At 65.7% G+C, this 7632-nt stretch carries 5 protein-coding genes and 1 tRNA gene; 3 read left to right on the forward strand and 3 right to left on the reverse strand.

Annotated features, from left to right (window positions below; translation table 11 throughout):
• Positions 1-33: 33 nt before the first annotated feature.
• Entirely contained in the window at positions 34-1143 is a 1110-nt protein-coding gene (locus tag BV95_RS16655; RefSeq protein WP_037454478.1) for an AI-2E family transporter, read from the forward strand.
• Between the two features lie 53 nt (positions 1144-1196).
• On the opposite strand, the gene BV95_RS16660 is transcribed toward BV95_RS16655, so the two are convergent.
• The 3 genes from BV95_RS16660 to BV95_RS16670 form a co-directional block, all read right to left on the reverse strand.
• Positions 1197-3065 (reverse strand): ABC-F family ATP-binding cassette domain-containing protein, encoded by a 1869-nt coding sequence (locus BV95_RS16660; RefSeq protein WP_037454481.1) that lies wholly within the window; start codon positions 3063-3065, stop codon positions 1197-1199.
• Positions 3066-3436: 371 nt separating this feature from the next.
• A complete protein-coding gene (locus BV95_RS16665) occupies positions 3437-5695 on the reverse strand; it encodes a glycoside hydrolase family 3 N-terminal domain-containing protein (RefSeq protein WP_037454483.1) in 2259 nt (752 codons plus the stop codon).
• 115 nt (positions 5696-5810) lie between these two features.
• Positions 5811-5897 (reverse strand) — tRNA-Tyr (locus BV95_RS16670).
• A 102-nt stretch (positions 5898-5999) separates the two neighbouring features.
• On the opposite strand from BV95_RS16670, the gene rlmB reads away from it, so the two are divergent.
• Both rlmB and BV95_RS16680 read left to right on the forward strand, forming a co-directional pair.
• Entirely contained in the window at positions 6000-6740 is a 741-nt protein-coding gene (gene rlmB / locus BV95_RS16675) for a 23S rRNA (guanosine(2251)-2'-O)-methyltransferase RlmB (RefSeq protein ID WP_037454486.1), read from the forward strand.
• A 19-nt stretch (positions 6741-6759) separates the two neighbouring features.
• On the forward strand, positions 6760-7503 hold the full coding sequence (locus BV95_RS16680) for a hypothetical protein (protein ID WP_037454490.1): 744 nt from the start codon (positions 6760-6762) through the stop codon (positions 7501-7503).
• Positions 7504-7632 lie beyond the last annotated feature (129 nt).

The raw sequence follows: 7632 nt of genomic DNA on the forward strand, positions 1-7632 counted from the left end.
GATTTACATCGGGATTTTTGCCAAAGCGACGTCATGGACAACAGAAAATCGCCAGCCGCGCATATAGAGGACGGGGTTTTCCTGGGCTTCGTCCTTCTGGTTTCGATCGCCTTCGCTCTGGTGATCGAGCCGTTTTTCGCCGCCGTGCTGTGGGGCGTGATCGCCGCCATATTGTTCGCGCCGGTCAACCAGGCGCTGCTGCGCATGATGCCGCGGCGGCGGAACAGTTCGGCGGCCCTGACGCTGCTGCTGATCATCGCGCTGGTGATCGTCCCCGCCTTCATATTGGCGGCGGCGCTGGTGCAGGAAGCGACGATCTTCACCGCCAAGGTGCAGTCGGGCGAGATTAATTTCGCCCGCATGTTCGCCCAGTTCCAGGCGAGCCTGCCCGGATGGGCCGCGGCATTTCTGGAGCGGCTGGGCATCACCAATTTCGCGGCGGTGCGCGAGATGCTGAGCGAAGGCATCGCGTCCAGTTTCCGCACGGTGGCGACGCAGGCGTTGCAGATCGGGCAGAGCGCGTTCAGCTTCCTGATGGCGTTGGGCGTGATGCTGTACCTGACCTTCTTCCTGTTGCGCGACGGGCCTAGACTGGCGGCGATGATGGACCGGGCGGCGCCCATGCGCACCGCCTATCGGCAGGCGCTGATGCAGCAGTTCGTCATCGTCACCCGCGCCACGATCAAGGGCAGCATCGTCGTCGCCATCGTGCAGGGACTCATCGGCGGCGTGGTGTTCTGGGCGCTGGGACTCCCAGGGGCGTTGCTGTGGGGCGTGCTGATGGGGGCGTTCTCGCTGATCCCTGCGGTCGGGACGGGACTGGTCTGGGTGCCGGTGGCCATCTATCTGTTCGTGACCGGCGCGGTGGTGCAGGGCCTGATCCTTGCCTTTTGCGGGCTGTTCGTGATCGGGATGGTGGACAATATCCTGCGCCCGGTGCTGGTCGGGCGGGATACGCGGATTCCCGACTATGTGGTGCTGATCACGACGCTGGGCGGGATCGACCTGTTCGGGTTCAACGGCATCGTCATCGGGCCGGTGATCGCGGCGCTGTTCATCGCCACCTGGAACATCGTGACGAAGATGCGGACGGGGGCGGATGGGCTGGAGGGGCCTTTGACGGAAGAACCTTCGGGCGGTTGAAGCATGCCGTGACGTCAGAACTGGGCTCCTGCCTTCGCAGGAGCGCGGTGTGCCTAGAGTTCCTCCAGCGCGGCGCTGGCTTCCATCCAGCTTTCTTCCGCGGCTTCCAGCTTCTTTTCCAGGTCGGCGCGCTTCACCATCAGTTCGGTCATGGTCATCTTCGCCTCCGCGCCGGTGGCGGATTTGGGGTCGAACAGCGCCTTGTCGATGCGGCTGCGTTCGGCGTTCAGCGTGGCCATTTCCTTTTCAGCCTTGCTGACGGCGTTCTTCGCCGCCTTCTGCTTTTCGCGCCATTCGGCGGCGTTGCGCTTTTCCGCCTTGCGGTCGGCCTTCGGCGCATCCCCGCCGCCGCCGTTGCCGTCCGCCTTGCGCAGGATGATGTCGGTATAATCCTCCAGGCTGCCGTCGAAGGGCTGGGCCGTGCCGTTGTCGACCAGCACGAGGCGGTCGGCCACCAGTTCGATCATGTGGCGGTCGTGGCTGACGATCACCACCGCGCCCGAATATTCGTTCAGCGCCTGCACCAGCGCCTCCCGGCTGTCGACGTCGAGATGGTTGGTCGGTTCGTCGAGGATCAGCAGGTGCGGCGCGTCGCGGGTGATGAGCGCCAGCGCCAGCCGCGCCCTTTCGCCGCCCGACATGCTGCCGACCTTCTGCGTGGCGCGTTCGCCGGAGAAGCCGAAGCGGCCTAGCTGGGCGCGGACGGCGGCGGGGGTGGCGCCCTTCATCACGCGGCTCATATGTTCGAGCGGCGTGTCGGTGACGTCCAGTTCCTCCACCTGATATTGGGTGAAATAGCCGACATTCATCTTGGCCGAGGCGTTCATCGCGCCCTCCATCGGCTTCAACTGCGCGGCGATCAGGCGGGCGAGCGTGGTCTTGCCGTTGCCGTTGCGGCCGAGCAGCGCCAGCCGGTCGTCCGGATCGATGCGCAGGTTGACGCGGCGCAGGATCGGCGTTTCGTCATAGCCGACCGCCGCCATGTCCATGGTGATGAGCGGCGGGCGCAGTTCGGGCGGGCTGGGGAAGCCGAAATGCAGCGTCGGGTCTTCGATGGCCGCAGCGATCGGCTGCATCTTCGCCAGCGCCTTGGCGCGGGACTGGGCCTGTTTCGCGGTGGAGGCGCGGGCCGAGTTGCGGGCGACATAATCCTGCAACTTCTCGCGCTCCGCCTGCTGCTTGGCGCGGGCGGCTTCCTGCTGCGCCAGCCGTTCGGCGCGCTGCCGTTCGAAGGCGTCGTAGCCGCCGGGGTAGAGGGTGACCTTGCCCCCCTCCAGATGCAGGATATAGTCGACCACATTGTTGAGCAGGTCGCGCTCATGGCTGATCACGACCACGGTGCCGCGATAGCTTTTGAGGAAATTTTCCAGCCAGAGCGTCGCTTCGAGGTCGAGATGGTTCGACGGTTCGTCGAGCAGCAGCAGTTCGGGGTTGGAGAAAAGCAGCGCAGCCAACGCCACGCGCATCTTCCAGCCGCCTGAGTAACTGTCGAGCGGGCGGCCCTGCATTTCCTCATCGAAGCCGAGGCCGACCAGGATGCGGGCGGCGCGGGCCGGGGCGGTGTAGGCGTCGATGGCGTTCAGCCGTTCGTAGATATGGCCGAGGCGGTCGGGGTCTTCGGTATGTTCCGCCTCCGCCATCAGTTCGGCGCGTTCCTTGTCGGCGGCGAGGACGGTGTCGAAGGGGGTGGCGGTGCCGCTGGGGGCCTCCTGCGCGATATAGCCGAGGCGGGTGTCGCGGGGCATGTCGCAACTGCCCTCGTCCGGGTCGAGCTGGCCGATCATCACCTTCATCAGGGTCGACTTGCCCGCGCCGTTGCGGCCGATCAGGCCCACGCGGCTGCGCGGCGGCAGCGCGGCGCTGGCGCGGTCAAGGATGGTGCGGCCGCCGAGGCGCACGGTGATGCCGTTCAGGTTGAGCATGGAGGGGGCCTCTAGCAGAGCGGCAAGGCGTGGTGAAGGCGTGGAGGTGGAGTTTTGCAGCAAGGGCCGTGGTTGCGAAGTTCACGCCGTTGTGGCCCACGCATTTGCGTGGGTGCGGAGTGGGGGCATCGATTTCGCAATAGGAGAATTTTTGCGGAATGGGTGCGTGGAGGGTGCCCGCCTGGTGCGGGGTGGATGGGTTGACGGTGGAAAGAGCCGGTGAGGGGTATGGCATGGGTTGGGGGGTGTAGGACAGGGTTTCGATCATCTGCTGTGCCTGGTCCTTCGATACGCCACTTCGACAAGCTCAGTGGCTACTCAGGACGAACGGGGGGAGAATACGGGGTTCGCGTCAATCAGTCCTGAAATCGCTAACCCTCCGCGTAGAGGGTGAACGTTCCTTGCAGGCCGCCTACGCTCGACTGGCCGATCCACAGGTCGAAGGCGCCCGGTTCGGCGATGCGGCGGTTGCCTGCGCCGACGAATTCCAGGTCGATGCGGGAGAGGGAGAAGCGGAACGTCTTGCTTTCCCCCGGCGCCAGCGTGACCCGCTCGATGCGTTTGAGTTCGCGGATGGGGCGGGTGCGGCTCGCCACGCGGTCGCGGATGTAGAGTTGGACCACTTCGCTGCCCTTGCGTTGCCCCTTGTTGGTGACGCGCACGGTGATGCCGATGGCCGCGTCCCAGCGAAGCGCGGTGTCGGAGAATTTGAGCTGGTCGAGCGTGAATTCGCTGTAGCTGAGGCCGTGGCCGAAGGGATAGCGCGCGCTATTGTCGGTGGTGGCGTAGCGGGAGCGATATTCGGTGCGGTTGTCGATCACCGGGCGGCCGGTCGATTTGCGGTCGTAGAAGAAAGGCTCCTGCCCCGATTCCCAGGGGAAGCTGACCGGCAGCTTGGCGGAGGGGTTTTCCTTGCCGAACAGGATGTCCGCTATGGCATGGCCGGATTCGGAGCCGAGGAACCAGGTGGCCAGGATCGCCTGCGCATTGGCCACGCCGTCGTGCAGCGCGAGGGCGCGGCCGTGGCGGAGCAGGACGATCACGGGCTTGCCGGTGGCGGCGATGGCGTCGGCCAGCACCTGCTGCACGACGGGAATTTCGATGGCGGTGCGCGATTGCGCTTCACCCGACATGTCCTGCGATTCACCGAGGGCAAGGATGACGACATCAGCCGCCTTTGCGGTTTCCACCGCTTTTGCGACGCCGCCGTCGATGGGCGTCAATATGCCGCTGCCCGGCGCGATCAGCAATTTGGCCGGGTCCGGCATGGCGGCGCGCAGGCCGGTGGCGATGTCGACGCCCTTCCCCTTGTCGCCGTAAAAGGCCCAGGGGCCGTAGACGTTCATCCTGTCCTCGGCAAAGGGGCCGATGAGGGCGATGGTCTGGCCCTTGGCGGGATCGAGGGGGAGGACGCCGCTGTTCTGGAGCAGCACGATGGAGCGGGTGGCGGCTTCGCGGGCAAGGGCGCGATGGGACGGCGTGAAGATGCGGGTCTTTTCCGCTTCCTCATTCAGTGAGCGGTATGGGTTTTCGAACAGGCCGATGGCGGTCTTCACGTAAAGGATGCGGCGGACGGCGACGTCGACCGTTTCCATCGGCACCGCGCCGCTCTTCACCAGATCGGGGATGTGGCGGATATAGAGGCCGCTCTGCATCGACATGTCGACGCCCGCCAATATGGCGAGGCGGGTGGCGTCGCGTTCATCCTCCGCAAAGCCGTGGGCGACCAGTTCCTCATCGGCGGTATAGTCGGAGAAGACGAAGCCGCGGAATTTCATCTCGCCGCGCAGCAGGTCTGTGAGGAGATCGCGGTCGGCTGTCGCTGGAACGCCGTTGATTTCGCTGAACGCCGCCATGGTGGTGAGCGCGCCCGCCGCGAAGGCCGAACCGAAGGGCGGCAGATGGGTTTCGCGCAGCGTCTCGTCGCTGATGTCGACGCTGCCATATTCCAGGCCGCCCGCGACCGCGCCATAGGCGGCGAAATGCTTGGGGCAGGCGAGCAAGGAGTCGTCGCGGCGCAGGTCGCGGCCCTGGAAACCGCGCACGCGGGCGGCGGCGAAGAGGCTGCCGAGGGTGACGTCCTCCCCCGCCCCCTCCACCACCCGGCCCCAGCGCTGGTCGCGGGCGACGTCGACCATCGGCGCGAAGGTCAGGTGCAGGCCCGCCGCCGTCGCCTCCACCGCCATGGCGCGGGCGGTGCGTTCGGCAAGGGCAGGATCGAAGCTGGCCGATTCGGCGAGGGGCACAGGGAAGATGGTCTTGAGGCCGTGGATCACGTCGCCCGCGAACAGCAGGGGAATGCCGAGGCGGCTTTGTTTGAGCGCGATGTCCTGGGCGCGGCGGGCGCCCGCTACGCCGATGCCGTTGAACAGGCAACCGACGCGGCCCTTGCGGATTTCGTTGGCCAGATCCTTCTCATTCTGGATGCCGACCTGCGGATTGGGCGGGTTGTAGGGGCGGAAACTGTCGGCAAGGCAGGTCATCTGGCCCGCCTTTTCCTCTATGGTCATGCGGGCGATCAGGTCGTCGACGCGCTCCACCTCGCTCGCCGCGAAGGCGCGGCGGGGAAGCGGGAGCGTCAGGAAGCCGGAAAGGGCTGCGGTCAGGACGGCGCGGCGGTCGAATGTCATCGGGGGGAGTGTAGCAGATGTCGGATGAACCGCACTTATCCCGTCGAAGCGCGCATGCAACCGGCGGAGAGATGGGCGGAGCCGTGGGGCCGACAATCCGGCCGGAGGGCGACGATGGTGGACAGGGCTGGATTCGAACCAGCGTACGGGAAACCCGGGCAGATTTACAGTCTGCTGCCTTTAACCACTCGGCCACCTGTCCAGTCGCCACACCGTTTCGGGGAAGCCCCGATCGGCTGGAGGGCGACCCAATGGCGAAAGGAGACTTGCCTGTCAATGGCTCAATGTGAAAAGAGCGCTTCCCATGAAAAGAGGAAATCGCACCGGGAAGGCCAAAGGCCAGTTCCCCCGCTTTTATGGACGGCATGCCGTCATCGCCGCGCTGGCCAATCCCAACCGGGTGGTGCGCAAGATATGGGGGACGCGGGACGCGCTGAACGCGCTCGACCTGCCGCCGGTCCTGCCCATCGTCTATTCCGATGTGGCCGATCTGGGCCGCATGGTACCGTCGGACGCGCCGCATCAGGGCATCGTGGCGGAGGTGGAGCCGCTGGACGATGTGTGGCTGGGCGACGTGCTGGAGGCTGGGCAGGACGACAACCGGCCTGTGCTGGTGCTGGATCAGGTGACGGACCCGCATAATGTCGGCGCGATCCTGCGGTCGGCGGCGGCGTTCGATGCGCTGTGCATCGTGACGCAGGACCGGCATGCGCCGCCCGAATCGGGGGTGCTGGCGCGGTCGGCTTCCGGCGCGCTGGAGATCGTGCCGTGGGTGCGGGTGGTGAACCTGGCCCGCGCGCTGGATGAGATTGCCGAAGCCGGTTACTGGCGCATCGGGCTGGATGGCGAGGCGGACCAGTCTTTGGGCGAGGCCATTGGCACGTCGCGGGTCGCGCTGGTGCTGGGGGCCGAGGGCGAAGGGCTACGGCACAACAGCATGGCGCATTGCGACATTTTGGCTAAACTGCCGATCAGTCCGCGCATGGAAAGCCTGAACGTGTCCAATGCGGCGGCGATCGCTCTTTATGCGGCTGCCAGCCGGTAGGGGATTATAGGGGGTGGGCATGGCCGCTTTTCTTCGCGTTGCCGGGGTGCTGGCGGTCAGTCTGCTGCTCTCGGCCTGTCTGGTGACGCCGGGCAAGTTCGAATCGACGCTGGATATCCGCGCAGACCGGAGTTTCAGCTTCACCTATAAGGGGGAGATATTGGCGTCGGATGTCGGCAAGGGGCTTGGCTCCATGCCCTCCGGCGACGATCCCATCGACGGCGCACCGCCCAAGGACCAGCAGAGCAGCCTGCGCACCGCGCTTCAATCGAAGGAGCAGGGGGAGCAGTTCGACGCCAAGGGCGACAAGGGCGACGAGCAGCAGATGCAGGCCATTGCGGCGGCGCTTTCCAGGGAAAAGGGGTTTCGTTCAGCCCGCTATATGGGGAATCACCGGTTCGAGATCGACTATGCGATCAGCGGCAGGCTGACCCACGCCTTTCTCTTTCCCTTCAACAGCGATGCGCAGATCGTGTTGCCCTTCGTCGCGGTGGAACTGCGCGGGGAGGATCGGGTGCGGGTGAAGGCGCCGGGCTATTCCAACGGTTATGACAAGAGCCAGAATCCGATGGGCGGCGGCGGTGCGGGCGAGGATGCGGCGAAGGCATTGGATGGGGTGTTCACACTCACCACCGATGCGGAGATCGTCAGCCAGAATCAGGAGGACGGCGCGCAGAGCACGCCGCAGGGGAAGCGGATCGTCTGGAAGGTGACGCCGCTGACCAGCGAAGCGCCTGCGGCTACGCTGAGGGTGAGGCCTTAGCGTGGTGTATACCGCATTCCCCCTCCCGCAGGCGGGAGGGGGTTAGGGGGGGGTTGGCGTGACATCTGCGTCGTTTTGCAACGGCTAAGTCAGAAGCTCGCTTCGCTCGCGCCCACCCCTAACCCAAAA

Origin of the sequence: Sphingobium chlorophenolicum (assembly GCF_000722875.1) — a bacterium.
Classification (GTDB): Bacteria; Pseudomonadota; Alphaproteobacteria; order Sphingomonadales; family Sphingomonadaceae; genus Sphingobium; species Sphingobium chlorophenolicum.

What these genes read in the sequence shown, in the direction of transcription:
- BV95_RS16655 (WP_037454478.1), top strand. Translation starts at nt 34, where the DNA reads ATGGACAACAGAAAATCGCCAGCCGCGCATATAGAGGACGGGGTTTTC.
- BV95_RS16660 (WP_037454481.1), bottom strand. Translation starts at nt 3,065, where the DNA reads ATGCTCAACCTGAACGGCATCACCGTGCGCCTCGGCGGCCGCACCATC.
- BV95_RS16665 (WP_037454483.1), bottom strand. Translation starts at nt 5,695, where the DNA reads ATGACATTCGACCGCCGCGCCGTCCTGACCGCAGCCCTTTCCGGCTTC.
- rlmB (WP_037454486.1), top strand. Translation starts at nt 6,000, where the DNA reads ATGAAAAGAGGAAATCGCACCGGGAAGGCCAAAGGCCAGTTCCCCCGC.
- BV95_RS16680 (WP_037454490.1), top strand. Translation starts at nt 6,760, where the DNA reads ATGGCCGCTTTTCTTCGCGTTGCCGGGGTGCTGGCGGTCAGTCTGCTG.